The sequence below is a fragment of the Rhizobium indicum genome (assembly GCF_005862305.2).
Classification (GTDB): Bacteria; Pseudomonadota; Alphaproteobacteria; order Rhizobiales; family Rhizobiaceae; genus Rhizobium; species Rhizobium indicum.
In genome coordinates this window covers 2,743,694-2,770,486 of sequence record NZ_CP054021.1, presented here as the reverse complement: position 1 = coordinate 2,770,486, position 26,793 = coordinate 2,743,694, and the positions used below count along the sequence as shown (strand labels likewise).

Annotated in this window: 27 protein-coding genes and 1 tRNA gene; 20 read left to right on the top strand and 8 right to left on the bottom strand. The window is 59.8% G+C overall.

Translation table 11 applies throughout. The annotated features are described in order from the left end of the window. Positions 1 to 58: 58 nt before the first annotated feature. A complete protein-coding gene (locus FFM53_RS13680; protein WP_138389371.1) occupies positions 59 to 1,690 on the top strand; it encodes an ArnT family glycosyltransferase in 1,632 nt (543 codons plus the stop codon). 57 nt (positions 1,691 to 1,747) lie between these two features. Continuing rightward, positions 1,748 to 1,900, top strand: coding sequence for a hypothetical protein (locus FFM53_RS36305; RefSeq protein ID WP_246412973.1), 153 nt, complete (start codon positions 1,748 to 1,750; stop codon positions 1,898 to 1,900). A gap of 562 nt (positions 1,901 to 2,462) precedes the next feature. On the opposite strand, the gene FFM53_RS13670 is transcribed toward FFM53_RS36305, so the two are convergent. Then, positions 2,463 to 2,888: a very short patch repair endonuclease gene (locus FFM53_RS13670; protein ID WP_138389370.1), complete on the bottom strand. Its 426-nt coding sequence runs from the start codon at positions 2,886 to 2,888 to the stop codon at positions 2,463 to 2,465. Between the two features lie 199 nt (positions 2,889 to 3,087). Here FFM53_RS13670 and FFM53_RS13665 point away from each other — a divergent pair, with 199 nt between their 5' ends. Further along, positions 3,088 to 5,424 carry a sensor histidine kinase gene (locus FFM53_RS13665; protein WP_138389369.1) on the top strand — a complete coding sequence of 779 codons (2,337 nt, stop codon included), beginning with the start codon at positions 3,088 to 3,090 and terminating at the stop codon, positions 5,422 to 5,424. A gap of 814 nt (positions 5,425 to 6,238) precedes the next feature. Here FFM53_RS13665 and FFM53_RS13660 read toward each other — a convergent pair. From FFM53_RS13660 to FFM53_RS13655, 3 genes are all read right to left on the bottom strand, one after another. Then, positions 6,239 to 7,543 carry a DNA cytosine methyltransferase gene (locus FFM53_RS13660; RefSeq protein WP_138389368.1) on the bottom strand — a complete coding sequence of 435 codons (1,305 nt, stop codon included), beginning with the start codon at positions 7,541 to 7,543 and terminating at the stop codon, positions 6,239 to 6,241. 375 nt (positions 7,544 to 7,918) lie between these two features. Beyond that, on the bottom strand, positions 7,919 to 8,272 hold the full coding sequence (locus FFM53_RS37010; RefSeq protein WP_425504957.1) for a DUF6538 domain-containing protein: 354 nt from the start codon (positions 8,270 to 8,272) through the stop codon (positions 7,919 to 7,921). A 98-nt stretch (positions 8,273 to 8,370) separates the two neighbouring features. Beyond that, positions 8,371 to 8,460: transfer RNA gene (locus FFM53_RS13655), tRNA-Ser, on the bottom strand. A 304-nt stretch (positions 8,461 to 8,764) separates the two neighbouring features. Between FFM53_RS13655 and rplU the strand changes: the two genes are divergently transcribed. The 4 genes from rplU to FFM53_RS13635 all read left to right on the top strand — a co-directional run bounded on the left by rplU (position 8,765) and on the right by FFM53_RS13635 (position 10,753). Beyond that, entirely contained in the window at positions 8,765 to 9,082 is a 318-nt protein-coding gene (gene rplU, locus FFM53_RS13650; RefSeq protein ID WP_003543907.1) for a 50S ribosomal protein L21, read from the top strand. 34 nt (positions 9,083 to 9,116) lie between these two features. Then, entirely contained in the window at positions 9,117 to 9,386 is a 270-nt protein-coding gene (gene rpmA / locus FFM53_RS13645) for a 50S ribosomal protein L27 (protein WP_003543909.1), read from the top strand. A gap of 126 nt (positions 9,387 to 9,512) precedes the next feature. Further along, on the top strand, positions 9,513 to 10,169 hold the full coding sequence (locus FFM53_RS13640; protein ID WP_027668026.1) for a GNAT family N-acetyltransferase: 657 nt from the start codon (positions 9,513 to 9,515) through the stop codon (positions 10,167 to 10,169). Beyond that, positions 10,166 to 10,753, top strand: a complete 588-nt coding sequence (locus FFM53_RS13635) for a GNAT family N-acetyltransferase (RefSeq protein ID WP_129422109.1) — start codon at positions 10,166 to 10,168, stop codon at positions 10,751 to 10,753. The genes FFM53_RS13640 and FFM53_RS13635 overlap by 4 nt, the downstream gene beginning before the upstream one ends. A 92-nt stretch (positions 10,754 to 10,845) precedes the next feature. On the opposite strand, the gene FFM53_RS13630 is transcribed toward FFM53_RS13635, so the two are convergent. Beyond that, on the bottom strand, positions 10,846 to 11,712 hold the full coding sequence (locus tag FFM53_RS13630; RefSeq protein WP_138389367.1) for an endonuclease/exonuclease/phosphatase family protein: 867 nt from the start codon (positions 11,710 to 11,712) through the stop codon (positions 10,846 to 10,848). An 84-nt stretch (positions 11,713 to 11,796) separates the two neighbouring features. On the opposite strand from FFM53_RS13630, the gene obgE reads away from it, so the two are divergent. The 7 genes from obgE to modC all read left to right on the top strand — a co-directional run bounded on the left by obgE (position 11,797) and on the right by modC (position 19,374). Then, entirely contained in the window at positions 11,797 to 12,891 is a 1,095-nt protein-coding gene (gene obgE / locus FFM53_RS13625; RefSeq protein ID WP_012759481.1) for a GTPase ObgE, read from the top strand. Then, entirely contained in the window at positions 12,878 to 14,047 is a 1,170-nt protein-coding gene (proB, locus tag FFM53_RS13620; protein WP_138389366.1) for a glutamate 5-kinase, read from the top strand. The genes obgE and proB overlap by 14 nt, the downstream gene beginning before the upstream one ends. Then, positions 14,040 to 15,326, top strand: a complete 1,287-nt coding sequence (locus FFM53_RS13615; RefSeq protein WP_138389365.1) for a glutamate-5-semialdehyde dehydrogenase — start codon at positions 14,040 to 14,042, stop codon at positions 15,324 to 15,326. Before proB ends, FFM53_RS13615 begins: the two co-directional genes overlap by 8 nt. After that, positions 15,301 to 15,981 (top strand): nicotinate-nucleotide adenylyltransferase, encoded by a 681-nt coding sequence (locus FFM53_RS13610; RefSeq protein WP_138389364.1) that lies wholly within the window; start codon positions 15,301 to 15,303, stop codon positions 15,979 to 15,981. The genes FFM53_RS13615 and FFM53_RS13610 overlap by 26 nt, the downstream gene beginning before the upstream one ends. A gap of 498 nt (positions 15,982 to 16,479) precedes the next feature. Continuing rightward, entirely contained in the window at positions 16,480 to 17,271 is a 792-nt protein-coding gene (gene modA / locus FFM53_RS13605) for a molybdate ABC transporter substrate-binding protein (RefSeq protein ID WP_138389363.1), read from the top strand. Between the two features lie 337 nt (positions 17,272 to 17,608). Beyond that, positions 17,609 to 18,310, top strand: coding sequence for a molybdate ABC transporter permease subunit (modB, locus tag FFM53_RS13600; protein ID WP_138389362.1), 702 nt, complete (start codon positions 17,609 to 17,611; stop codon positions 18,308 to 18,310). Further along, entirely contained in the window at positions 18,307 to 19,374 is a 1,068-nt protein-coding gene (modC, locus tag FFM53_RS13595) for a molybdenum ABC transporter ATP-binding protein (protein WP_138389361.1), read from the top strand. The genes modB and modC overlap by 4 nt, the downstream gene beginning before the upstream one ends. Here modC and FFM53_RS13590 read toward each other — a convergent pair whose 3' ends face one another. Further along, positions 19,375 to 19,752 carry a winged helix-turn-helix domain-containing protein gene (locus tag FFM53_RS13590; protein ID WP_138332030.1) on the bottom strand — a complete coding sequence of 126 codons (378 nt, stop codon included), beginning with the start codon at positions 19,750 to 19,752 and terminating at the stop codon, positions 19,375 to 19,377. A 210-nt stretch (positions 19,753 to 19,962) separates the two neighbouring features. Here FFM53_RS13590 and rsfS point away from each other — a divergent pair, with 210 nt between their 5' ends. From rsfS to FFM53_RS13560, 6 genes are all read left to right on the top strand, one after another. Further along, entirely contained in the window at positions 19,963 to 20,406 is a 444-nt protein-coding gene (rsfS, locus tag FFM53_RS13585) for a ribosome silencing factor (RefSeq protein WP_032984631.1), read from the top strand. A gap of 117 nt (positions 20,407 to 20,523) precedes the next feature. Then, positions 20,524 to 21,006 carry a 23S rRNA (pseudouridine(1915)-N(3))-methyltransferase RlmH gene (rlmH, locus tag FFM53_RS13580; RefSeq protein ID WP_011654027.1) on the top strand — a complete coding sequence of 161 codons (483 nt, stop codon included), beginning with the start codon at positions 20,524 to 20,526 and terminating at the stop codon, positions 21,004 to 21,006. A gap of 171 nt (positions 21,007 to 21,177) precedes the next feature. Further along, entirely contained in the window at positions 21,178 to 22,578 is a 1,401-nt protein-coding gene (locus tag FFM53_RS13575) for a murein hydrolase activator EnvC family protein (RefSeq protein WP_138331943.1), read from the top strand. Continuing rightward, positions 22,568 to 23,890, top strand: coding sequence for a S41 family peptidase (locus FFM53_RS13570; protein ID WP_138389360.1), 1,323 nt, complete (start codon positions 22,568 to 22,570; stop codon positions 23,888 to 23,890). The genes FFM53_RS13575 and FFM53_RS13570 overlap by 11 nt, the downstream gene beginning before the upstream one ends. A gap of 77 nt (positions 23,891 to 23,967) precedes the next feature. Then, the gene (locus tag FFM53_RS13565) at positions 23,968 to 25,164 is read left to right on the top strand and encodes a divergent polysaccharide deacetylase family protein (RefSeq protein ID WP_138331944.1); all 1,197 of its coding nucleotides are present in this window, start codon (positions 23,968 to 23,970) and stop codon (positions 25,162 to 25,164) included. Between the two features lie 49 nt (positions 25,165 to 25,213). Then, entirely contained in the window at positions 25,214 to 25,747 is a 534-nt protein-coding gene (locus FFM53_RS13560) for an RNA pyrophosphohydrolase (RefSeq protein WP_138331945.1), read from the top strand. Positions 25,748 to 25,881: 134 nt separating this feature from the next. Here FFM53_RS13560 and bfr read toward each other — a convergent pair whose 3' ends face one another. Continuing rightward, positions 25,882 to 26,367 carry a bacterioferritin gene (gene bfr / locus FFM53_RS13555; RefSeq protein ID WP_003543950.1) on the bottom strand — a complete coding sequence of 162 codons (486 nt, stop codon included), beginning with the start codon at positions 26,365 to 26,367 and terminating at the stop codon, positions 25,882 to 25,884. Beyond that, positions 26,333 to 26,731, bottom strand: a complete 399-nt coding sequence (locus tag FFM53_RS36300; RefSeq protein ID WP_138331946.1) for a (2Fe-2S)-binding protein — start codon at positions 26,729 to 26,731, stop codon at positions 26,333 to 26,335. The genes bfr and FFM53_RS36300 overlap by 35 nt, the downstream gene beginning before the upstream one ends. Between the last annotated feature and the right edge of the window lie 62 nt (positions 26,732 to 26,793).

The window sequence follows — 26,793 nt, the reverse complement described above, 5'->3', positions numbered from 1 at the left end:
ATTCGATGCCGGCGCGTATCGCGCCGTGTCCGGCGTCAGTGGGAAGGACACAGTTCAGATGAACGACGACCCGAAATTGAATCGGGCCGAAGGTCAGCAATGTCAGCAACAGACGAGCGACTGGGACATGGCTGCTCCCAACTACCCTAGCCTCAACACGGTGATCTTGCTGGGGATCCTGTGTATTGCCATCGTCTTCAGGTTCCATAAGATCACCTTGCCGCTGGTCGACAGCTTCAGCTGGCGCGAGATAAGCACCGCAATGATGGCCGACAATTTCCAGCAGCGCAGCTGGAACATCTTTTTTCCAGAGGTCAGCTGGACCGGACCCGGGCCAAGCTATCAGGGCCGCGAGTTTCAGATCGTCAGCTATCTGACCGCCTTGCTCTACCAACTCTTCGGCTGGCACGACTGGTTCGGCCGCGCGGTTGCTGCCTCCTTCGGTCTGGTGACAGTATTTTCGCTCCACAGGCTAACGGCGCTATGCTGGAATGAGATGCACGCCCACGCGGCGGCACTGGCCTACGCGCTGATGCCGGCGGCGATCATGATCGACAGTTCGTTTCTTCCCGATCCCGCTATGCTGGCCTTGGTCACTCTTGGCGTCTGGCTGTTCGCCAAATACTGGGCCGGCGGCAGCGGCTGGCTCTTGCCGCTCGCCACGGTCAGCTTCTCGCTCGGCGTGCTGTCAAAGCCACCCGGCATCGCGGCCGGCGCTGTCATCTTCTATCTGATGGTCTGTTGGATTCTGGAAAGTAAAGGAAAGCACGCGACATGGGTTTTCCTGTCGGGGCTTTTGAGCCTGGCCATCATCGGCGCTTATTTCAGCTGGGCGATTTATCTCGGCCGCAGCTATCCGCCGTTTCATATCGCCGGCACCGGCGGCTATATCTGGGATTTCGGCTTCTGGACATACTACAGGAACAGCTTCTACTTCAAATCCGTATGGAACACCTCGGTTTTGTGGTTCTACGGCTATCCGTTCATGGTGCTGCTCGCGGTCGGCTTGTGGCTACCGCCCAGCCCCGCCGAAGACCCGAAGCAACGCACCCTTTCGGCCATTCCCTATGTGTGGCTGGCTGCGGCTCTGATCATCTATCTGGCGGCGGCGGGCGAGATCACCAGCAATGTGTGGAATCTCCACATCTTCCATGTGCCGGTTGCTATGTTCTGCGGCCACGGCGCGCTTCTTCTGGCAACGCTTGCATCGAGAACCATTCTAACGCCGTCGGTTGTGCTTCGCTCGATCTGCATCGTGGCCCTCACGCTTGCCTGGTCGACCGTTCCCCTCGTCAGGACGATGAAGAAGCCAATCGCCATGAACGGCAAACTGCTTGGCGAGGAACTGGCGCGGTTGGCGCAACCAGGCGACCTTGTCGTCGCCATCGCGCCCGAGGTCGGCGATCCCGTCGCAGTCTACTACAGCAGGGCGCGCGGCTGGGTGTTCCCGCCTGGCGGAGGCGATGCCGAATGGTCGAAATTCGTTGCGGATGACGCCACCGCGATCGCGCAGCTCGAGGAACTGCGCGCGCAGGGCGCGGATCTGTTCGGCGTGGCCAAGAACGCCGCCGACAAGGACGGCCGGCTGTTCATCGAGCATCATGATGGGGTTATCGACCATCTGGACAGGACTGCAACCAAGCTTGTAGATTTGAATAATTTGCTGATCTATAGGATCACCCGTCCATGAGAGCCGCGACAGTCTGGGCCATGGGCCTTCGACCGCATCACGCCTGGCACTTTCGCGGTGGAGACGATCGCGTTTTTCGTCACCCATGTCTTGGGTCCGCTGCGTGTCTGCGACGAGTTTCGCGACGTGGTGCACGGCCGTTTCGGCGCCGGCCGCAATCGGTCGCGCACCGCTCACCTCAAGCAGCCGGGCTGCAGCAAATGGCTCTGACGACGGCGGCTTGAGCCCGCGCGGCGTGTGCGCAGATGGTCAAGGAGACGGCCAATCTCGACGTCCACTTCTACGTAGCCTTCGCCGAAAGATTGAAAATAGCAGGAGGACACGGACACCCATTACGGCCGAAGGCCAATGGCGGAGAGGGTGGGTCTCCCGCCCCTTATCCGAAAAGCCCAGAAAATATGGGTTTCGAAAAGTCGATTTTGTGGTGTGTGTACCAATGTGGTGGCTAGTCATATCCCGCGGTCGAGCAAAAGGTCAACGCTCGTGGAACTAGAATAATATGCACAACCACGAAACACCGCTTTGCGCTTAATGGTTTAATGTTGAACGAGATATCCCACAACTCGCCATCGCCAAATGCCTCGTCGCGCCAGAAGAAGTGTTCATAGCCGGTTCGGGTAAAGCAAGGCTCTGGGTCAGTGGGGACATATCGCAACCGGCCGCGCTACGTAGGGTTTCCGCCCCGTGATCGCGACTTTTTTCACGGTTATGCTGCTCGTGGAAGCGTCAAGCGCCGATTGTCGAGCCGATGGTCGGTGAGGAGTTTGGAGCGCTAGCCCGGGCAAGCAATCTGTTTTGCTAACTGCAGAGCAGTGGGACCAAGGCGTGACCGTGCGGATACCTGGCACTCCCAAACCACGATGACCCTCCAACCCAGAGCTTCCAGTTCTGAAGTGACCCTCCGATCGCGGTTGACATTTCTTTCAAACTTGGCATTCCAGAAGTCAGGATTGGATTTTGGGTTTGACGCCACATTGCACTCCAGATGACGATGCCAGAAGCAGCCGTGCACGAAGACCACCGACTTATGGCGGGAGAAAACGAGATCCGGCTTTCCGGGGAGGCCCGCTCCACCAAGCCGATATCTCAAACCCAACTGATGCACCGCCTTCCGAAGCGAGATTTCAGGTTTGGTATCCTTTGAGCGGATGCTTGACATGCGCTTTGAGCGTTCGCTCGGGGTAAGAAAATCGACCAAATACTGCTCCCGCTGCTTCGTGCCTTTCCCAAAGGGAGGACCAGAACGCTTGATTCCATCTTTGGAAATTCATTGATATCGACACCTGCCACAAAAGCATCAGCAACCACTGAATGTCGACGATACGGTCCCGCCGATTTTTCCGTGTAGAGGTGGCTTAGCCCCCTATTGCAGCAGCTTATTTGGAGTAAAAGAAGGCATGGGGACAGAGACTTTTCGAATCAGCTCGTATCTAAAAGATATTATTGGTCGCGACCTCGTGACCAATGAGTTTGTCGCAATATTCGAACTTGTTAAGAATTCGTTCGATGCAAAAGCAAAGAAGGTCGACATTGAGTTCGATCCTGGCGAACGAACAATTACGATTGTCGATGACGGTATCGGAATGTCCCAAAAGGATATTCGCGATAAATGGCTGTTCGTTGCGTACTCAGAAAAGGCTCTTGTTGACCCCGATACTTACCGGGACAAAATCAAGCCAGCTGGCCAGTTTGCCGGTAGCAAAGGCATCGGCAGATTCGCTTGTGATACCCTCGGGCAGCAATTGAAGCTATACAGCCGAGTGGAAGGCAGCAAGTCCATATCAAGATTGGAAATTGATTGGACGAAATTCGAAGCAAGCAGCACCGACGAATTTCAAGACGTTCAGGTGAACCTTGACACCGTTAGGGCTTTCCCTTCCGTTGCAAATGCCAAAGCGCCTGCCGCGAATGGTACTGTCCTGGTAATCAGGAACACGCGTCAGGAATGGAATGCGGATCGGATTCGGCGACTGCGCAAAGACCTAGCAAAGCTGATCGATCCGTTTGGGACCACCACCCATGTGAAAGTCCAAACGTGGCTGCTAGATGGCTCCACTGAGCAGATAGAAGGCGTGGACGGGCCGGTTGGCAATGACGTCGCTGGACTGCTGCAGGAAAAAACAAGTCGAATCGAGGTCGTGATAGAAGGCGGCACGATCGCGAGCACCCTTTTTGACCGTGGCAGGAAGATTTACGCCATACGTGAGCCGTCGCCATTAAGCGACCTAAGTGATTGCCGCGTTGAAGGACACATCTACTTCCTGAACAGGTCTGCGAAACATACGTTTACTGTTCGCATGGGAGTGCGACCAATTGAGTTTGGAAGCATATTTCTATTCCTCAATCGGTTCCGAATTTTTCCGATAGGGGAAGAATTTGACGATACCTTCGGGCTAAACCGAAGGAAGCAACAAGGGCAATCTCGCTACCTTGGAACCCGCGATATCATCGGTCGGGTTGACGTCACGGCCCCTCCAAAGATGTTCCGCGAAGTGTCGAGCCGTGACGCCGGACTTGTCGAGGACGCCCGAAGTCGCGCCCTGTTCGAGGCAATCCGGAGGTACATGATCTTTCGGCTCGAAAGATATGTCGTCGGCGTGAATTGGGCGGACGCACGCGATCAGGAACGCGATACATCTGAGGGTCTTGAGACAGATAGGGCGCGGGAACGGGTTCTGTCTGTCATTGGTACACTGGCTCGAACCAAAGACGTTGAAATCCTATACTACGACAAAGAATTGGTCAGGGTGTCCGACGATCCCGATCAGGTGACGGACGCGGCGCTCAAGGCGATGTCCGAGGTCGCAGAGAGCAGGGGAGATAACTCGCTCCTGCGGCAGGTGGAAGACGCGCGTAGGCGGATCGAGGAACTTCGGGCTTCGAGAGAAGAGGCGAGAGAGATTGCGCAGCGCGCCATTGAGGAACGGCAGCGAGCCGACGCCATAATCGAGCGACTGGAACAACAAGCCGCGTTTCTTGGACGGAGCCAGGATGTAGATGTCGAGCGTGTCCAACTACTGATGCACCAAGCCATCATTCATTCTGGTCATATTCGCGCAGCGGTCTCAAACGCTGCGCATGAAATCAGGAATGTACTTTCCGGTGCCACACTCCCCGAAGAGTTTGAGTTGGAAGATGTAGGAGATGTGGAGGACATTTTCGCCTCGATCCGACAATCAGCTCGTCGAGTTTCGGTATCCCTAGCAGAAGCGAGTCTTTCAGGCGATAGGCTGCGAACCGTGCTTTCCTTCGCTCCGAATATCCGAGTGGATTTGGAGACTGACGAAGTGCGTGGCGATCTAATGAAATTCCTCAAGGAGTACTTCGAGGTACGCCTGGCAGAAGTTCCGGGGATGCCGCATGCCACCTTCGACGCGTCGGGCTTGTCACTTCACCGCGAGTTCTCACCGGTCGATGTCGCGGTCATTGTCGATAACCTTCAAGACAATGCCCGGAAGGCGAAGGCCAGCAAGCTCGAATTCAAGGCTGCAAAAAAGGGACAGAATGGCGTCGTCATCAGAGTTTCGGACGATGGCTTAGGCATTGATCAACGAAAAGTCGATCCCGCCAAGATATTTGAACGCGGCTACACTGGGTCGGCCACAGGGACAGGACTGGGTTTATACAGCATCCGTCAAATCATCCAGAAGATGGGTGGTACGATCGAACTTGTTGGTGATGGCAGCCGCGCTGATTTCGATATTGCTATTTTTGGGGATAAACATGAATCTTGACTTTGGAATTCTTTGGATTGAAGATTCCTTTAGCCGTGAAGAAGAAGAAAATCTGCGGAGGCGCGTCCTGGAAGCGGGTTTTATTGCGAGGATAGAAGTAATTCCGAACAGCGACGGGATAGAAGAACTATCCAGGGAACATGGTCTTTACCACCGATTTGACATTATACTTCTTGACTATCGCCTGAAGGATGAAAACGGTGACGATATCGCACCTGCGATCCGTAGATTGTTCCCATCTACTACTATACTCTTTTATTCAGGTAGCGTCCCGGAAGACAGCCTTCGCCAGATGATCGCCGAAAAAAAGGTCGAAGGAGTTTATTGCAGCGCTCGGGAACGCTTCATTGACCGGACGGGCGGACTCATTGACCAAACGGCAAGATCGCTGGACAGGCTCTCGGGAATGCGGGGACTGGCGATGCGGGTTGTCGCGGAATGCGATGATGTCATGAAGAAGGCCATACAGTGCATGGCCGCGCGCGATACAAACTGCGCCGCGAAAGTGTCAGAACTCGACGAGGACGTCCTAACATTTGTAGCGTCGATGAAGGAAAAGTACGAAGCCGCCCTTGAGGTCGATCTGGATGCGCGCTTCGGTACATTGGCAGTAGACAGCACGAAGCTCTTCAAGCATTTTCGACGGCTCACTCAGGTGGTTGCAGCCGACCCCAGGCCATTCGGCCTCAGTGCCGAGCAAGTTGAACGGTTACGTGAATTGAGGCGGCTTAGCGCCCAATACGACAAAAAAGTCCTCAAGAAGCGAAATATCCTTGGCCACGTCATTGAAATCAGGGGCGAAGCAGGCTGGGTGCTACAGGGAAGCGATGAGATCGGTGTCGGGGACTTCCCGGAAATCCGAAGGGTTTTTGCAGCGCACATCGACGCCCTCCGCGAAATGAACGATCTCATTCATTTCACGGTGCCGCAACAAGCCTAGCAGCATTTCGCCAAGCGCTTCGGCCAAAAGCGGAGGTACAGCGTTCCCGACCTGAGTGAAACGTGGACAGGCGTCCTTTCGTTGTGGTCCGCCCGTTGTGTAGGGGCCTTGAAATGAGAACCAATCCGGGAATGACTGCAGGCGCGCATGTTCGCGGACAGTCATTGCCCTTGGCTCAGAGTAGTGGATGAAGTCGTCAGGCAGCGTCCCAATCGTCGGAGACGGTACGTTCGGATCGAGCGGCGTGGTTGACCGCTTCTTGATACCGAGGCGCATCCTGTCCTCTGGTCGCAAACACACACCACGCTCGCAGTTATCGAGAATGTTTTTCATGCGCTGAGCGGCTGCCTCAGTATGGCGCGGCAGACGCATGTCGGTCGGCTGGGCGGGACTTCGAATCCTCATCAGTTGCTGAAAAGGGCTAGACGACGTAGCTGCGCGCCGCAAGGTCTTGAACCCGCGATGGCCCCACTCGGCATCGAGGTGCAATCCATCAGTTTCTTCAAGGTCCGAGATCGCAGCCTTCGCACCCGTTTCCCCCGGACCAAGCCCTCTTGCCTTGAGGAAAGTCTTTCGGCTGACGCGCATTCGCTGAATTGGATCAATCCCGCGCAGCGTCCCCTTGATGGCGGCAACTAGGACAAACCGCGGCCGTCGCTGCGGAACACCCCAGTCCGCCGCCCGTAAGACATCGCACCACGTATCATACCCGAGACCATCCAACACCCGGGCCACGTAGTCGCGGTAGGTCCCGCCAGCTCGATGTTTCATCGACTGAAAGCCGACAACATTTTCCAGCAAGACGAGGCGAGGCCGTAGGGTTTCAACATACTGAAGATAGACGTCGACCATCCGGCTTCGGGGATCATCCGGACGACGCAGGCCGTTCATGCTGAAACCCTGGCATGGCGGTCCGCCAGCGATCAGGTCCACCTTTCCGCGAAGGGCAAGGAGTTCGGCTTGATGTTGTACCAAAAGGTCCTGTGCATACCAGGCCTTTTTCTCTAGCCATCTGGGCCAGCTGTGGGTGGCGGAGCGCCTATTCAGTAGATTATGCTTGTAGGTTGCAAATGCATCAGGATGGGCCTCGACGCCAAACAGGGTCTTGAAACCGGCCATCCCCAACCCAAGCGAAAGGCCGCCGCATCCGGCGAAAAGGTCGATAGTTGTTGGTTTCATGCGACTGGCATCGCACGGCGTTCATGGATTGTCCAGGGCGATAGCATCAGACAAGCCATCCACGATGTCCTTCGTTCATTGTCAAATCTCTATGGGATGACGCATGCGGATTATAGTTTCGAGCCTAGATAGTTGAGGTTTACAACTGGTTAAGTAGCAGATCGTGCGCTGGCTTGCCCTCATCATATCTGCAGAGCCTGGACGGGCTCGTACACCGCCGCGGCAAAGGCCAACTACCCAAGTATCCAACGGAGGCAACGTCACCAAGGAGACACGCGGTTGCCTCGACTCCAGTGGCGGCGACATGGCCCCTGCCCAGGCCTCGGAGAGCCGATGCTTAGAACGCAGTGATAAGCTGTATTCGGTCTATACAGTTCACTTTTCCTTTGTTTTCCTGACCGCCGGCAAGCACGATTCCCTAGCAATACATACTAGGAGGAAACAATGTCGGCAGTAATCTTTAAGAGGGCATTGTCCTTGGTCAACTGAACGACCCCGGACATGGCGACAGCCTGCTTCTGGGAAAGGGAAACTACTCCCGCGGCCAACTGCCGCCACCTGGCCCGTGCGGGCTAGAATGCGGGCATGAGCGATCTTGGCTTCTTGAGGATCGCGCGTTCCAAGGCTCACCTTTTCCTCTCGCTTTCCGAGAAGGGGAATCAGATGTTCCGGAACGCGCTTTCGGAATTGATAAATACCGGTTGCGTGGTTTCGCGTCGTGCGTGACATTTTCAGGACCATGTGGACCGCCTTTGTGTACCAAAGCGACGGTTACAAAACCCTTACAGCTCAAGCTTTTGAGCATTTTCAGTGCTTCTGAGGAATTATGGCGGAGAGGGTGGGATTTGAACCCACGATACCCTTGCAGGTATGCCGCATTTCGAGTGCGGTGCATTCGACCACTCTGCCACCTCTCCGCGGTCTGGTCGGCGCTTGTTCGGCGCGGGCGTTCTCATAACGGGCAAATGACAGGCTGGCAAGCCGAAAAGTCGAAGCATTCCATCCTTTTGCCTTGACACCTTTTTGTCACTCGCGTATCTCGACTGCGCAATAGGTTTGGAGAAATCCGCGCCTTGGCCGTCCCGCGCTCGCGCGGGGCTTCACCGGCAGGAAGAGTTCGAGGATTAGACCTCTGAAATCCCTGCTTAACTTCGACTGATAAAAAGACAGCCACCTGCTCAATTAGCGGGGAGCGCTGGAACGAACATGAAAGGATAAAAAATGTTCGCAGTCATCAAGACCGGCGGTAAACAGTACCGTGTGGCAGCCAACGACGTGCTGACCATCGAAAAGCTGGAAGCCACCGCTGGCGACTCCATTGAATTCACCGAAGTGCTCGTGATCGGCGAAGGCGCCGACGCTGCGATCGGTGCGCCCTTCGTAACCGGCGCCTCTGTCAAGGCAGAAGTCGTCGAACAGAACCGCGGCAAGAAGGTCATCGCCTTCAAGAAGCGCCGCCGTCAGAATTCGAAGCGTTCGCGGGGCCATCGTCAGCATCACACGGTCGTCCGTATCACGGACATCGTGGCTGCCAAGTAAGATCAACGAGACAAGGTTTTAAAGGAGAACTCCAATGGCACACAAAAAAGCTGGCGGTTCATCGCGCAACGGTCGCGATTCTCAGTCCAAGCGCCTTGGCGTGAAGAAGTTCGGCGGCGAAGCCGTCATTGCAGGCAACATCATCGTGCGTCAGCGCGGTACTGAGTGGCATCCGGGTTCCAACGTCGGCCTCGGCAAGGATCACACGATTTTTGCGCTTACCGCCGGCAATGTGAACTACCGAACCAAGGCCAACGGTCGCGTCTACGTGTCTGTCATGCCGAAAGCGGAAGCAGCGGAATAAGCCGGTAGCGCTCAAAAACAGCCGGCGTCTCATCGACCCGGCTGGCCGTATCAGGTTCAGTCTAGAAAACAGGGGAGATGGGGCGCCATCTCCCCTTTTTCTTTACCCCTCAAGGAGGACTGAACCATGCAAGGCGAATTGTTAAGGGTAGACCAATCACGGTCTCCCCGGGAAGACCAGCGGTCTTCCACGGAGCGGCTGAGGCCGGAACGGTTAAGGACCGATTGCCCTGTCTTGTTATCGGAAAGGCTCGTCATGCGCGCGCCCCACGAAGAAGACATCGACGCCCTTGCCCATCTCGCCAATAACGCCAAAGTCGCCACCATGGTATCGCGTATGCCGCACCCTTATACCGCCGATGATGCTGCCGACTTCGTGCGTCGCACGAAAAATGGCGAGATTGGCAAGTGCGTCTATGCGATCACCAAGGCCGAAAATGGCGCCTTTATCGGCTGCTGCGGTGTGGAGCCGCAGACAGACGGCAAGACCGTCGAGATCGGCTATTGGCTGGGCGAGCCCTATTGGAACAAGGGTTATACGACCGAGGCCTGCCATGCCCTGGTCGATATGGTGTTCAGGACCCGTCAGGACGTCGATCAGATCGACGCCCGTTGCCGGGTAATGAATGTCGCCTCGCGCCGCGTCATCCAGAAGTGCGGCTTCCAGTTCCAGGGTTCGGGGCTCGCCGCCTCGCTGGCGCTCGGCAGCAACGTGCCGGTCGAATGGTACAGGCTCGACCGCAAGACCTGGATGTCTCTCAGAAGCTGGGGGAACATCGCATGAGCACGACTGCGCTGCAAAGGCCAGAGGTCAAGCCGATGATGCCCGGCCCCGCGCCGGTTATCTCGACCGCCCGGCTGACGCTCCGCCCCCACAGGCTGAGCGACGCGCCCGATATCGCGGAATCGCTCTCCGATTTCGCGGTCACGCGCATGCTGTCCCGCGTACCCGCGCCGTTCGATCGGCAGGATGCGCTGGACTGGCTGATCCCGGTCACCTCGGGCACCCTGCCCGACTGGCCGCTGGCGATTACCGGCAAGGACGATGTCCATATCGGCAACGTCTCGATCGAGCTGCGCCACGGCCGCTGGCACCTCGGCTACTGGCTGAACCGCTATTACTGGCGGCGCGGCTATATGAGCGAGGCGGTGGCGGCCATCATCGAGCGCTTCTCGCGCCGCATGCCGGAGACGCCGATCTATTCCGGCGTCTTCGCCGACAACCCGGCTTCGCTGCGACTGCAGGAGAAGCTCGGTTTCCGCATGACGGGTTGCGGCGAAATCTATTGTTTCGCCCGCAACACCATGGTGTCGCACATCGAAACCGTGCTGCAGCCGGGCATGCTGCAGCCACGGAAGGTTGCGTGATAGAGCATGATGCCGAAAAGTGTATGCGGTTTTCGGACAACATCATGCTCCAGGACTAGAAAGGAGACGTCGCCGCACCGGCGGCGTCTCCATCAATCGCCGATCTCGACCCATAGAGGGAAATGGTCGGAACCGACGGATTGTGTATCGATCCGGGCGGATTTCAACCGGCTCTGCAGGCCGCAACTGACGAAGCAGTAATCGAGATGCATGCGTTTGCCTTGATCTTCGGGATCCATCCAGCTGTAGCTCTCCGGAGAGTAAGCCTCCAGCGCCGCAAAGGCGTCGACCGGCGTGCCGATCCTCGCCACGCGGCCGTAATATCCGCCGCCAGCCCCAGCAAGCGCGCAATATTCCGGCGATTCCGGCTCCATGTTGAAATCACCCATGATGATATAATCCTCCGGCAGCGGCGGCTCCGGCAGGTCGAATTCACCGCCACCCGTCAGCGACCCACCCTCCTGGACGAAGGCATTGATATGCGTGTTCAAGAATTGCAGCTGGCGGATGCGCTCGTCGGCGGAGACATGGTCGAGATGGATGGAATAGACGCGGATCGCACCGCCGGGTGTGTCGATCACCGCCTCGGTTGCGCCGCGCTGCAGATTGATCTTGCCGATCGTCCGGCTGCGCGGCAGAAGCAGCGTTCGGGTCGAGAGGATCGGCCATCGCGACAGCACCATATTGCCGAACTGGAATCGGGTGCCGGGCACCGGCTGAAGCCCGCCTCCCGCCGCTTCGACATGCATGTCGCAAGCCGGCCCATACACCCAGAAATAGTCGGGAAAGAAGGCCGCAACATCGGCCACCATGTCGGCAAAACCGTTGCGGGAGAAGCCGCGGGTCACCTCCTGCAGCGCGATGACATCGGCCCCCTCAAGGCTCCGGGCAATGCGCGCCAGATCGTATCTGCCGTCGAGACCGAAGCCGTACTGTATGTTATAGCTCGCAAAATTCACGATAATCTTTGACCTCCGTCGGAACCGCCTATATCGAATGGGCCAAGACGGGCCGTCCAACTGCCACTGAATATTGGAAGTAAAATGAAATTTCTCGACGAAGCAAAGGTCTATATCAAGTCCGGGGACGGCGGCGGCGGCAGTGTTTCCTTCCGACGCGAGAAATTCATCGAGTTCGGCGGCCCCGATGGCGGCGATGGTGGACGCGGCGGCGACGTCTGGGTCGAGACCGTCAACGGCCTGAACACGCTGATCGATTTCCGCTTTCAGCAGCATTTCAAGGCGACGATCGGCACCCATGGCATGGGCAGGAACCGCACCGGCGCCAATGGAAGCGACGTGACGCTTAAGGTTCCCGTGGGCACCCAGATCTTCGAGGAAGACCAGGAAACGCTGATCTGCGACCTGACCGTCGAAGGCCAGCGTTACTGCCTTGCCCATGGCGGCAATGGCGGCTTTGGCAACGCCCATTTCAAGACTTCGACCAACCAGGCGCCGGATTGGGCCAATCCCGGTCTGCCCGGCGAGGAAAAGACCATCTGGCTACGCCTGAAGCTGATTGCCGATGCCGGCCTCGTCGGCATGCCGAATGCCGGCAAGTCGACCTTCCTGGCATCAGTCACCCGGGCCCGGCCGAAGATCGCCAACTATCCCTTCACCACGCTGCATCCCAATCTCGGTGTTGCCACCATCGACGAGCGCGAATTCATCCTTGCCGATATTCCGGGCCTGATCGAAGGCGCCCATGAAGGTGTCGGCATCGGCGACCGTTTCCTCGGCCATGTCGAGCGCACCCGCGTGCTGCTCCACCTCATCTCCGCCCAGGAGGAAAAGGTCGGCAAGGCGTATAAGACGGTCAAGCACGAGCTCGAAGCCTATGGAAACGATCTGACCGACAAGGCTGAAATCGTGGCACTGTCGCAGATCGACGTGCTCGATGATGCCGAACTGAAGAAGAAGACCAAGGAATTGGCCAAGGCCTGCGGCAAGACGCCATTCCAGATTTCGGCCGTCACCGGCAAGGGCATGACCGAGGTGCTGCGCGCACTCCGCGACATCATCGTCGAAGCCAATACCGAGGAGAAGCCGGCCAAGGTGCCGAAGCTGCGCCATCGCGACATGGTCGTCACCGATGAGGGCGAGGACAAGGGTGGGGACGAGGACGATGACCAGCCGTAAGCCGCTTGGCCGTTACCGGCGCATTGTCATCAAGATCGGCTCTGCGCTTCTGGTCGACCGCAAAGCCGGGCTGAAGAAAGCCTGGCTTGACGCCATGTGCGCCGATATATCAGGCCTGAAAGCCAAGGGCATCGACGTGCTCGTCGTCTCCTCGGGCGCAATCGCGCTCGGCCGCTCGGTGCTCGACCTGCCCTCGGGCGCGCTGAAGCTGGAGGAAAGCCAGGCGGCGGCGGCCGTCGGCCAGATCGCGCTGGCGCGCGCCTGGTCGGAAAGCCTGTCACGCGACGAGATCGTCGCCGGCCAGATCCTGCTGACGCTCGGCGATACCGAGGAGCGCCGCCGTTATCTCAATGCGCGCGCCACCATCAATCAGCTTTTGAAGATCGGCGCCGTGCCGATCATCAACGAGAACGACACCGTCGCCACCAGCGAGATCCGCTATGGCGACAACGACCGGCTGGCCGCCCGCGTCGCGACGATGACCGGCGCCGATCTGCTCATTCTTCTCTCCGATATCGACGGCCTCTACACCGCGCCGCCCCATCTCGATGCGAACGCGACGTTCCTGGAAACGATTGCCGAAATCACCCCGGAGATCGAGGCGATGGCCGGAGGTGCGGCCTCCGAGCTTTCGCGCGGCGGTATGCGCACCAAGATCGATGCCGGCAAGATTGCGACGGCATCAGGCTGCGCCATGATCATCGCGTCGGGCAAGACCGACAACCCGCTGTCGGCGATCGAAAACGGCGCGCGTTCCTCCTGGTTCGCACCGTCGGGCACACCCGTTACCGCCCGCAAGACCTGGATTGCCGGGCAGTTGCAGCCGGCCGGCGAACTGCATGTCGACGACGGCGCCGTCACCGCCCTCGGGGCCGGCAAGAGCCTGCTTCCCGCCGGCGTTCGCAGCGTTTCCGGCCTCTTCAGCCGCGGCGACACGGTGGCGATCATCGGCCCGGCCGGCCGCGAGATCGCCCGCGGTCTGGTAAGCTACGATGCCGACGACGCCCGTCGCATTGCTGGCCGCAAGTCGGCGGAGATCGAGGCCATTCTCGGCTATGCCGGGCGCGCCGCCATGGTCCATCGCGACGACATGGTGATGACCGCGCAGGTCGGTTCGAAATCGGAAAGGCAGAAGAAGGACGCGAGCTATGCTTGATACCGTTGCGCCAGGCCGCCCTGACATTGACGTGCTGATGAACGACATCGGCCGCAAGGCAAAGGCTGCCGCACGACCGCTGGGCTTTGCGTCCACCGAGGCCAAGAACAGCGCGTTGAATGCCATGGCCGATGCGATCCTGGGCAACAAGGCGCAGATTCTTGCCGAGAACGCCAAGGACCTGAAGGACATCGAAGGCACCGATATGCTCGCTTCCTTCGTCGACCGGCTGACGCTGAACGACAAACGCATCGCCGAAATGGCCGAGGGAATCCGCGCCATCGCCGCCCTTGCCGATCCGGTCGGCGAAGTCATCGCTGCCTGGGACCGGCCGAATGGCCTGAAGATCGAGCGCGTCCGCACGCCGCTCGGCGTCATCGGCGTGATCTTCGAAAGCCGGCCGAACGTCACCGCCGATGCCGGCGCCCTTTGTCTCAAGGCGGGCAATGCCGTCATCCTGCGTTGCGGCTCGGATTCGCGCCGTTCATCGCAGGCTATCCATGCCTGCCTGGTCGAAGGCCTGAAGGCGGCGGGACTTCCAGAGCATGCTATCCAGCTCGTGCCGGTCACCGACCGCGCTGCCGTTGGCGCCATGCTGCGGGGCCTCGACGGTGCGATCGACGTTATCGTGCCGCGCGGCGGCAAGAGCTTGGTTGCCCGCGTGCAGAGCGAGGCCCGCGTGCCGGTTTTTGCCCATCTCGAAGGCCTTTGCCATATCTATGTCGATGCCTCGGCCGATATCGAAATGGCGAAAAAGATCATCGTCAACGCCAAGATGCGGCGCACCGGCATCTGCGGCGCAGTCGAAACCCTGCTCGTCGATGGTGCTGCGATCGGCACGCATCTGACGCCGCTGCTCGAGGTTCTGACAGAGGCCGGCTGCGAGGTCCGTGCTTCGCCAACGGTGCTGAAGGTTGCGCCCGGCATGAAGCCCGCGACCGAGGAGGACTGGTCGACGGAATATCTCGACGCGATCATTTCGGTTGCCGTCGTCGACGGCATATCGGGCGCCATCGCCCATATCCAGACCTATTCCTCGAACCACACCGAGGCGGTTATCGCCGAGGACCCTGACGTCGTCGCGCGTTTCTTCACCGAAGTCGATTCGGCGATCCTGCTGCACAATGCCTCGACGCAGTTTGCCGATGGCGGCGAGTTCGGCATGGGTGCGGAAATCGGCATCGCCACCGGCAAGATGCACGCCCGTGGTCCCGTCGGCGTCGAACAGCTCACCTCTTTCAAATATCGGGTGCATGGTGCCGGACAGACGCGGCCCTGACGTGACGACCGAGCCTGACGTGGCGATTGAGAATGTGGACCGGCACTATCTCCGCATGCCGCACAGCGAGCGCGGCATGGTCGTCGGTCTGTTCGGCGGTTCGTTCAATCCGCCGCATCAGGGCCACGCGCTCGTTGCCGAGATCGCCCTCAAGCGGCTCAGCCTCGACCAGCTCTGGTGGATGGTCACCCCCGGCAATCCGCTAAAGAGCCGCAACCAGCTCGCACCACTCGCCGAGCGCCTCGCCGAAAGCGAGCGTGTTGCCGCCAATCCCCGCATCAAGGTCACCGCCTTCGAACAGACGCTCGGCACCAGCTACACCGCCAACACGCTTGCCCGCGTCAAGGCCCGCAATCCGCATGTGCATTTCATCTGGATCATGGGCGCCGACAGCCTGCAGACCTTTCACAAATGGCAGAAATGGCAGGAGATTGCCCGCACTTTCCCGATTGCGGTGATTGACCGGCCGGGCGCGACGCTGTCCTTCCTCTCCTCCAAAATGGCCAGGACCTTCGATTTCGCCCGTGTCGACGAGGACGATGCCCGTGTTCTCTGGAAGAAACGTGCCCCGGCCTGGACCTTCATCCACGGACCGCGCTCCGGCCTGAGCTCGACGGCAATCCGCAACGGCTCGTCGCACAGCGACGCCGAATAGCCTAATTTTAAGAAGACCCCAAAAACGAGAAAGCCCGACGGGGGAGGAGATCCGTCGGGCTTATAAACTCGATCGACAACTGGGAGGAGGAGTGTTGTCGATCCTATTCGAACGGCTATGGGAGGAGGAGAAGCCGTTTCGATGAGTGTGTTGTAGCATATTTCGCAGGAAGATGAATATCGATTGGTGCATTGCAGCAATGCATTGCCTGCAATCCTGTGCAGCCTTGCGGCTTTGGCATTGCCGTTTTTCTTGGCAGAAATCGACGGAGCATGCTCTGCCGCCGGGAGTCCCTGCGGTTTGCCAACCTGTCGCTCGGGTATTTCAACCCTATGGATCTCACGCTGCGGCTCAAGCCATGCACTTCGACAACGCGTAACGATTGGGTCGTTGCGGACATCGCGGTCCAATACCGTTATATTTTCCTGGATATATCCCTAGCCAAGATGCCTCGCCCATTATATTCGTCGCAATATTTCGAACTCCGGGGAATGAATTATGCAGAACCGCCGCCGATGGATGAAACTGGCAACCGCCGCGATCATGGCCTTCTGGTTTGGCGCAGCAGCGCTTCCGGCGCCTGCCGCCGCAGCCGAAAAACTTACCGTCTTTGCGGCGGCGAGCCTCAAGGATGCACTTGACGCCGCCAATGCCGCCTGGACAAAGGAAAGCGGCAAGGAAGCCGTCACCTCCTATGCGGCGAGCGGCGCGCTGGCCAAGCAGATTGAAAACGCGGCCCCCGCCGATATCTTCATCTCGGCCGACCTCGACTGGATGGATTACGTCGCCAAGAAGAACCTGATCAAGGCCGATACCCGTTCCAACCTGCTCGGCAACAAGATCGTGCTCGTTGCGGAAAAGGACAGGGCAAAACCGGTCGAGATCAACCAAGGCTTCGATCTCGCCGGGCTTTTGGGTGACGGCAGGCTTGCCATGGGTGAGCCGAAATCCGTTCCGGCCGGCAAATACGGCATGGCGGCGCTCGAAAAGCTCGGCGTCTGGAAATCGGTCGAAACCAAGGTCGCCGGCGCCGAAAGCGTGCGCGCCGCCCTTGCACTCGTCTCGCGCGGCGAAGCGCCCTTTGGCATCGTCTACCAGACGGATGCCGCAGCCGATAAGGGTGTCGCCATCGTCGGTACTTTCCCCGCCGATTCCCATCCGCCGATCATCTATCCGATCGCAATCCTCGCCGAGAGCAAGAACCCGGATGCATCAGCCTATCTCGACTTCCTGAAATCCGACAAGGCAGCCGCCTTCTTCACGGCGCAGGGTTTCACCATTCTCAAGTGATCGAGGGGCGAGATGATCGCGGAATCGGCGACCGCAGCGCTAACAAAGTCGGCCAATTACTGTTTCGTCATGCTCGGGCTTGTGTCCTAAGCATCCGCATCGATAGATATCAGGCATAGGGCTAATGGGTGTCCGCTTCGTGCCGATGGTTGCCCCTCACCCTAACCCTCTCCCCGTAAACGGGGCGAGGGGACGTGCCCAGCGAGACGTTGGCGAGGCGAGGGACGGAGAGGGTTGCGGCTATTCCCCTTCGCCCCGCGAGCGGGGAGAAGGTGCCGGCAGGCGGATGAGGGGCAGGCATCGGGTGACACCGGATTTTCCAGGGAGACAGCTGCATTTGGATATCTTCGGCTTGAGCAATGAGGAATGGACGGCGATCCTGCTCAGCCTGCGCGTCTCGATCGTCGCCATGCTGGCGAGCCTGCCCTTCGGCATCCTCGTCGCTCTGCTGCTTGCCCGCGGCCGCTTCTGGGGCAAATCGGTGCTGAATGGCGTCGTTCATCTGCCGCTGATCCTGCCTCCGGTCGTCACGGGTTTTCTTCTCCTCATCCTGTTTGGCCGCCGCGGTCCGATCGGCAGCCTGCTCGACCAATATTTCGGCATTGTTCTCTCCTTCCGCTGGACGGGCGCGGCCTTGGCCTGCGCCGTCATGGCCTTTCCGCTAATGGTGCGCAGCATCCGCCTGTCGATCGAGGCGGTCGACCGCAAGCTGGAAGAAGCGGCCGGAACGCTCGGCGCCGGCCCTGTCTGGGTCTTCCTGACGATCACCCTGCCGCTGACCCTGCCCGGCATCATCGCCGGCATGATCCTTTCCTTTGCCAAGGCGATGGGTGAATTCGGCGCGACGATCACCTTCGTCTCCAACATTCCGGGCGAAACCCAGACGCTGTCGGCGGCGATCTACACCTTCACCCAGGTGCCGGGCGGCGATGCCGGCGCGCTCCGCCTGACGCTCGTCGCGGTCGTCATTTCCATGGCCGCCCTGCTCGCTTCCGAATTCCTCGCCCGCCTCGCCGGCCGGAGGATCGACCCGGAATGACGCTGATCGTCGCGGCAAAACAGAGGCTCGGTGCTTTTTCGCTCGATGCCGCCTTCACCTCCGAGCGGGGCGTCACCGCGCTGTTCGGCCGCTCCGGCTCCGGCAAGACCTCGATGATTCGCATCATCGCCGGCCTCGCCCGCCCGGACGAAGGCCGCGTCGTCCTCGACGGCGAGGCCTTGACCGAAACCGAAACCGGCCTCTTCGTCCCAAAACATCGCCGCCGCTTCGGTTATGTCTTTCAAGAAGCGCGGCTTTTCCCGCATCTCAGCGTTCGCGCCAATCTATTCTATGGCCGCTGGTTCGCGGCGAGAACGGCGCGCGGCGAGAGCTTCGATCGCATCGTCGACCTGCTCGGCATCGAGACGCTGCTGGAGCGCAGCCCCTCGAAACTCTCAGGCGGCGAGAAGCAGCGCGTCGCCATCGGCCGCGCCCTTCTCTCCTCGCCCCGCCTGCTGCTGATGGACGAGCCGCTCGCCGCCCTCGACGAGGCGCGCAAGGCCGAGATCCTGCCTTATCTGGAGCGATTGCGCGACAAAACCGACATCCCGATCGTCTATGTCAGCCACTCGATCGCCGAGGTGGCACGGCTGGCCAACCAAGTCGTCGTCATGCATGACGGCAAGGTGGAAGCGACCGGCCCCGCTATCGGCATATTGAGCCGCCCCTCCACCGCCTCCGACCGGCGGGAAGCGGGCGCACTGCTGGAAGGCACGGTGGAAAGCTTCGATGCGCGTCACCATCTATCGACGGTCGCGCTGAAATCCTGTCAGCTCCATATTCCGGGTGCGGCCCTTGCGCCCGGCAAATCGGTCCGCATCCGCATTCCCTCCCGCGATGTCATGCTGGCGACAGCAAGGCCCGAGGGGCTGAGCGCGCTGAATATCCTGGAAGCAAGGATAGACGGGATGTCGTCGACCGAGGACGGAACGGTGGAAATCCGGCTCGATTGCGGCGGCGATATCATTCTTTCCCGGATCACCACGCTGTCCTGCGAGCGTCTGGATCTTCAACCGGGAAGGGCGGTCTTCGCCGTCATCAAGACGGTTGCCCTGGAGGCCTGATCAGCCGCGCTCGCCCTGCTGCAGGTTGCGCTTGGCCTCGAGCCAGGCGAGGTCCTCCGCAAGGCTGGTCCGCACCGTCTTTTCCATCCGACGGAAACGCTCGAGCAGTTCCTCGCCGAACGGTGTCAGCACCGCGCCGCCGCCCTTTTGCCCGCCGCGCTGCGATTCCACCACCTGTTCGTTAAACATCCGGTTCATCTCGCTGACCAGCAGCCATGCCCGCCGATAGGACATGTCCATCGCCCGCCCAGCCGCCGAGATCGATCCGGTCTGGCGGATATGCTCCAGCAGTTCCATCTTGCCATGGCCGAGGCGATCCTCATCCGGAAAGCTGATTCGCAGGACGGGCATGAGTGTTTTTGCGGCTGAGTCGGTCATTGAATCTGGAGATCGTGGAATTTGCCGCACTTTACGCTGCGGCATGGAAACTGTACACCGCCCGCACAAGGCCGCCCCGAGCAGTCAAATACTTCAATTCGAACGGTAGATCGGATTTTCGGCCGTTCCGTACCTTAGCATGTCTTGAAACATTAATGGTTTGATGCCTATCTTAACCATGATCCGGTCTCGATCGGATCTGTGTTGTGCATAGTTTGTCATTCCAGGAAAGGGAAAGCACTGACAACAGTACACGCCAAGGGAAAAACGCTCGCCGTCATCCCGAAGAGTGCGGAACGTGGCGCCGATGCCGCCGCCCGTGCTCTAGAAACCGTCCTCGCCAGCCTCGAGGACTCCAAAGCTGAAGATATCGTTACCATCGACATTGCCGGAAAATCGGCGCTGGGAGACTACATGATCGTCGTTTCCGGCCGATCCAACAGGCATGTCATGGCGATCTCGGATCACCTGCTCACTGATCTTAAGGATGACGGCCTCGGTACGGCTCGCGTCGAAGGTCAGGAAGGCGGCGATTGGGTCCTGATCGACACCGGTGACATTATCGTGCATGTGTTCCGCCCCGAAATCCGCGAGTTCTACAACATCGAAAAGATGTGGGCGGCTCCGGATATGGATGAAGAAACACGGCACTGACAGGCAAGCCGGCATTCTGTCCGGCGCCTGAGACGTGGCATTGGCTGGCCGGCAAACAGATAAGCCGGCCGGTGGCGTAGTGTGCGCCCGATGTGCTGCATGAGCGGGAGCGGATGAATGCGAATAGGTCTTTTTGCGGTGGGACGGCTGAAGTCCGGCCCGGAAAAGGATCTTGCCGCCCGTTATTTCGACCGTTTCGCCAAGGCCGGCCCTGCCGTCGGCCTCGAATTGACCCGCGTTGCCGAAGTTGCCGAAAGCCGGGCCTCCAATGCGGAGACCCGCAAGCGCGAAGAGGCGGCGATGCTTCTGAAATCGCTTGCCGATGGCAGTATCCTCATTCTTCTCGATGAACGCGGCAAGGCGCTCGACAGCGAAGCCTTCGCAAACCTGCTCGGCTCCTATCGCGACCAGGGCAAACGCGAGCTGACAATCGCGATCGGCGGCGCCGACGGCCTCGATCCCTCCCTTTACGACCGTGCCGACGCCACGCTGTGCCTGGGCAAAATGACCTGGCCGCACCAGCTCGTGCGCACACTGATTGCCGAGCAGCTCTATCGCGCCGTCACCATCCTGTCCGGCCACCCCTATCACCGCGTCTGATGCCGCGTGGCCCGATGCGTCGACAATCGCAATGTCACGCAGCCGTGTTTTGCTAGGCAGCCCGTTCTCCTGCAAACGTTATGGCAAAGCGCACCAAATCAGCTTAGTCTCCGCGCGATTTGAGAAAGTGCCCCAACACGCATGACGAGAGCATCCACCAGGCGACACCGCATGATCCTGCCGGCTATCGCGGCCGGCGTCGGTGTAGCGGCGATTGTCGTGTCGGCAAATCCGTTCATCGTCCGGGCGCAGGATGCCGCGCCCGAGGCGGCACAATCAGCACCGCAGCCGGCAGCCGAGCCGCCGCCGCCCGATCCGGCGGCCGAACTTGCCACCAAGCGTGATCAGACTCGTGCCGAACTCGAAACCCTGTCGAAAACGATCAGCCTCTCCACCGACAAAGTGAGTGCGCTTCAGCAGAGCATTGCCGATCTCGAAAAGAGCACGGAAAGCATCCGCCAGGCACTGATTGATTCCGCCGCCCGCCGCAAGACGCTCGAAAAGCAGATCCTCGAAAGCGAGAAGAAGCTTGCCGATCTTGGCGTCAAGGAGGATGGCATCCGCCGTTCCCTGCACGAGCGCCGCGGCCTGCTGGCCGAGGTGCTGGCAGCACTCCAGCGTATGGGCCGCAATCCGCCGCCCGCTTTGCTCGTTACCCCCGATGACGCGCTCGCCTCCGTGCGCAGCGCCATTCTGCTCGGCGCCGTCGTGCCCGGCATCCGCAAGGAAACCGACAAGCTTGCCGCAGACCTCGCAAGCCTCGCCGCATTGCAGACCGCAAGTGCTGCCGAGAAGGCCTCGCTGACCGGGACGATGACTGATGGCATCGAGGAAGAGCGGCGCATGGACCTGCTGCTTGCCGAAAACGACAAGCTCAGCCGCAGCAACGCCGCCGAACTGGAAGCAGAAAGGAAACGTTCCGAGGAGTTGGCGGGCAAGGCGACGAGCCTTGAAGGCCTGGTCGCCTCGATGGAATCCGAGATCGCTTCGGTGCGGGATGCCGCCGCTGCCGCCCGTCAGGCCGAGGAGAACCGCAAGCTGCTGACGGACGAGCAGCGCGCCCAGGCCAAGGCGCTTGCCGACAGCGGCGTGCCCGATAAAAACCGCATTGCGCCCGCATATCCCTTCGGAGAATTGAAGGCGAAATTGGAGGTGCCCGTTACGGGCGATATCCTGCGCCAGTTCGGCGATGCCGACGGCACCGGGCACGAGGCCATGGGAATGACGGTCGCCACCAATCCAGAGACAGTGGTGACGGCGCCTGCGGATGGTCTGGTGGTTTTCGCCGGCGCATTCCGCAGTTACGGCCAGATGATCATCCTCGACGCGGGCGATGGATACCACCTGGTTCTCTCGGGAATGGATACGATCAATACCCGTCAGGGAAAATTCGTTTTCTCCGGCGAGCCGCTTGCCGTGATGGGCGCGAAAAGAGTGGCAAGCGCAACTGCATTGGCGCTGGAAACGAACCGGCCAACGCTTTACATTGAATTTCGAAAGGACGGTAAACCGGTCGATTCCCGGCCGTGGTGGACCGCCAAAGACACTGGAAAGGCACGCAATGATTCGTAGGGCTTCTCTTGTTCTGGTCGGCGCATTGATGGGTGCGACCGCAATGAGCGTCATTTACTCGGCGGGTGTGCCGGCAGAAGCGGCCGGATCCTCGACCTACAAGGAACTTTCGGTTTTCGGAGATGTCTTCGAGCGTGTGCGTGCGCAATATGTGACGCCGCCCGCGGAAGACAAGCTGATCGAGAACGCCATCAACGGCATGCTCTCCTCGCTCGATCCGCATTCGAGCTACATGAATGCGAAGGACGCCGAGGACATGCGCACCCAGACCAAGGGTGAGTTCGGCGGCCTCGGCATCGAAGTCACGATGGAAGACGAACTCGTCAAGGTCATCACCCCGATCGACGATACGCCCGCCGCCAAGGCCGGTGTTCTCGCCGGCGACTACATCTCCGAGATCGACGGCCAGTCGGTGCGCGGCCTGAAGCTGGAAGACGCCGTCGAGAAGATGCGCGGCGCCGTCAACACGCCGATCAAACTGACGCTGATCCGCAAGGGTGCCGACAGGCCGATCGAGCTGACGATCGTCCGTGACGTCGTCGCCGTCCAGGCAGTCAAGTCGCGTGTCGAGGACGATGTCGGTTATCTCCGCATCATCTCCTTCACCGAGAAGACCTATCCCGACATGGAAAAGGCGATCAAGAAGATCAAGGACACCGTTCCGGCCGACAAACTGAAGGGTTATGTTCTCGACCTGCGCCTCAATCCGGGCGGTCTTCTCGACCAGGCGATCAACGTCTCCGATGCCCTGCTGCAGCGTGGCGAAGTCGTTTCGACCCGCGGCCGCAATCCCGATGAAACCCGCCGCTTCAATGCAGGCCCGGGCGATCTGACGGATGGCAAGCCGGTGATCGTGCTGATCAACGGCGGTTCGGCTTCCGCATCGGAAATCGTCGCTGGCGCTCTTCAGGATCTGCGCCGTGCCACCGTTCTCGGCACGCGCTCCTTCGGCAAGGGCTCCGTCCAGACGATCATCCCACTCGGTGAAAACGGCGCGCTGCGCCTGACCACGGCGCTCTACTACACGCCGTCGGGCCGCTCGATCCAGGGCACCGGCATCACCCCCGACATCAAGGTCGAGGAGCCGCTGCCGGAGGAACTGCAGGGCAAGATGGTGACCGAAGGCGAATCCAGCCTGCGCGGCCACATCAAGGGCCAGAGCGAGACGGACGAAGGTTCGGGCTCCGTTGCCTACGTCCCGCCTGACCCGAAGGACGACGTTCAGCTGAACTACGCGCTCGACCTTCTGCGCGGCAAGAAGACCGATCCGGCCTTCCCGCCGAACCCGGACAAGGCCGTCGTCGCCAAGTAATCGATCAGCTCAAGGCCGGGCACCTCGTCCGGCCTTGAGCCTTTCTGCTGTTTCCCGGTTTTGGAGCGGGCGAAAAATTGGGAACGGACCTGCATGCGCCTTTGGGCCGCAACCGCAAAACCGGCAGCCGGCGCCCAGGTGTCCTGCGCCTCGGCCGTATCGCCGCCAGTCTTTGTCTTTTCGCAATAGGCGGCTTTTCCCTCTATACGGCATTTCGCGGCGATGAGCTCGAACGCACCAAACCGCCGGCGGCCGAACAAGCCGCAACACCCCCTGCCAATGCGCCTCAGCCGCCGACGGCCACCACGGGCCAAGCGGCAGACGGCATGCCCCGCACCGACCCGCGCTCGGGCGCCAATGTCGAGCAGATGGTCACCGGCGACGGCTCGGTCGTCACCAAATACAGTCCCCGCCCACGCGACGGCGGCGGGCCTGTGCTGGTCGACGCCATGCAGATCGGCCAGGATCCGCGCATGGCAGCCCAGCCCAATGAAGCACTGCTCGAAGAGACGCCCTTTGGCAGGCTGCCGATCGTCGGCCCCGATGGCCGGCGGCCGATGGATCAATATGCGCGTCCCTCGTCCGGCGCGCGCGGCGTCCGCATCGCCATTGTCGTCAGCGGCCTCGGGCTCAGCCAGACCGGAACGCAGCGTGCTATCGCCGAACTCCCCGAAGAGATCACCTTCGCCTTTGCTGCAAGCGGCAACAGCCTGCAGCGCTGGATGCAGGAAGCCCGCCGCGGCGGTCACGAAATCCTTCTCCAGGTGCCGCTCGAACCCTTTGATTACCCGGCGAACGATCCAGGCCCCAAAACGCTGCTGACCACGAAACCGGCTGCCCGCAACATCGAGAACCTGCACAAGGCGATGGGCGAGATCACCAACTATACCGGCGTCATGAACTATCTCGGCGGCCGTTTCCTGTCCGACCCCGCCGCCATGGAACCTGTCATGCGCGACATCGGCAAGCGCGGGTTGCTGTTTCTCGACGACGGCACATCGGCGCAGTCGAAGACGGCGGCGATCGCCAAGGGAACGGAACTGCCCTATGCCTTCGCCGACCTGCAGCTCGACGGCCAGCTCGATATCAACGCCGTCCTGAAGAAGCTCGACGAGCTCGAGCGCATCGCCCGCAAGAACGGCCAGGCGATCGGCGTCGCTTCGGCTTTCGATGAGAGCGTTGACGCCATCGCCAAATGGAGCGAGGAGGCGGCGATGCGCGGCATCGAGATCGTCGGCGTTGCCGCCCTTTCCAACGACCCCAAGAATCCTTGAGAGGGATCCTTGAGTGAACCCCTGAGAAGAATCCCAGAACGGAGAAGAGATGAGCCAGGCGACCGTGAAAGCCGAGGATCTGCCCTACCGCCCCTGCGTCGGCGTGATGATCCTGAACCGCGATGGCCTCGTCTGGGCGGGAAGACGCATCTCCGACGGCAATTCCGAATATGATGGCTCGCCGCAGCTCTGGCAGATGCCGCAGGGAGGCATCGACAAGGGCGAGGATCCATTGGACGCCGCCTACCGGGAGCTTTACGAGGAGACCGGCATCAAGACGGTGACCCTGCTTGCCGAAGCGAAAGACTGGATCAACTACGATCTGCCGCCGGCACTGATCGGCATCGGGCTGAAGGGAAAATTCCGCGGCCAGACGCAGCGCTGGTTCGCCTTCCGCTTCGACGGCGACGACAGCGAGATCGCCATCAACCCGCCCCCTGGCGGCCATGAACCGGAATTCGATGCCTGGGAATGGAAGCCGATGCGGCAACTGCCGGGGCTGATCGTGCCCTTCAAGCGCGCCGTCTACGACCAGGTGGTGGCCGAGTTCCAGCACTTGGAAACACTTCAATCGGAAGACTGATCACGGCAGGATAACCGCCTCCGTTTGCGCTCGGCAATGATGCCTCCGAAGAGTGCCGACCGCACCGACTTGCGTTCAACGGTGTCAAATCTGGCACACCGGCCGCCATCGGCGGCCGGCATCTCGTTCGAATATTATTCGGCTTCGTTGGCGGAATCGGCGTTGAGCTGGCCGTATTTGCTCTCGCCGATTTTCTCGAGCAGGTCGATCTGTGTTTCGAGGAAGTCGATATGACCTTCCTCGTCCGCCAGCAGCTCCTCGAAAAGTTTCATGGAAACGTAATCGCCTGCGTCATGACAGATATCGCGCGACTTTTTGTAGGCCGCGCGGGCGTCGTACTCGCCGGCAAGATCGGCTTCCAGAACTTCTTTGACGTTCTGGCCGATGCGCAGAGGTGCAAGGGTCTGCAGATTGGGATGGCCTTCGAGGAAGATGATGCGTGCAACAAGCCGGTCGGCATGGTGCATCTCTTCGATGGATTCGGCGCGCTCCTTCTTGGCGAGCTTGGTGTAACCCCAGTCCTCAAGAAGACGATAATGAACCCAGTATTGGTTGACCGCACCGAGTTCGAGGAACAAAGCCTCGTTAAGCCGCTCGATGACCTTTTTGTCGCCTTTCAATGTCCGCTCTCCTGTTTTCCTCATGGAATTGTTTCAAGCGGGACATGAAATCAAATATTTCGGTCTCCGTCGAGTGGCGACGGGCGTGATATTCCTCGGTTGTCTGGATAATGATGTCGACCACGTTGGGGAAACAGCCGCAGCAGCGGCCGCGTTTCTCCATGGCGTGGTAGACTTTCGCAGGCACGATAAGCTGCCAACAGTCTTCATCGAGAAGGTTGGTGATAACCTCCCGGATTTCTTTATCGCTTATATAATTGCAGCTGCAGACGAGCACGTCTTCATTCCAAACATGACACTGACTATCGTGTTTTCTGCTAAAGAAGATGGTGGCTGTCAAGAAAAAATTCGAGTCCCGCAGCATCAAACAGCGGTGTCCGGTGAGGCCTTCATGCATATCGTCCGGGATTATGCAGCGGTTTCAGG